Annotated in this window: 1 protein-coding gene; it reads left to right on the forward strand. The window is 70.3% G+C overall.

Annotated features, from left to right (window positions below; all coding sequences use genetic code 11):
- Positions 1-25 precede the first annotated feature (25 nt).
- A partial coding sequence (locus tag AC0AIB_RS31130; protein ID WP_465098067.1) for a condensation domain-containing protein occupies positions 26-488 on the forward strand: 463 nt, incomplete at its 3' end.

The following is a 488-nucleotide window of genomic DNA, read 5'->3' on the forward strand; positions in this document are numbered from 1 at the left end:
GCTGCGCCTCGCACCGCACGACGACATGACCGTCGGAGAGCTGCTGCGCCACACCTCCGCCGCCATGCGCGGCGACCTGCGGCACCAGCGCTACCGGTACGAGGACCTGCGCCGCGACCTGAACCTCCTCGCCGACGACCAGCGGCTGGTCGGACCGCAGGTCAACATCATGATGTTCGACTACGCCCTGACCTTCGGCGGGCACCGCGCCGTCGTCCACAACCTGTCCGTCGGACCGGCCGACGACATGTCCGTGGTCGTCTACGACCGGACCGACGGCAACGGTCTGCAGATCGACCTCGACGCCAACCCGGAGCTCTACACACCGGACGCGATCGACGCGCACCTCCACCGCTTCCTGCGCTACCTCCGCGAGCTGGCCGCCGCCGGACCCGACCAGGTCCTCGGCACGCTCGGCCTGGTCGACGAGGACGAGCGGCGACTGCTGCTGGACACCTGGAACGACACCGGCCACGAGGTACCGGCCG

The organism is Micromonospora sp. DSM 43699 (assembly GCF_055517075.1).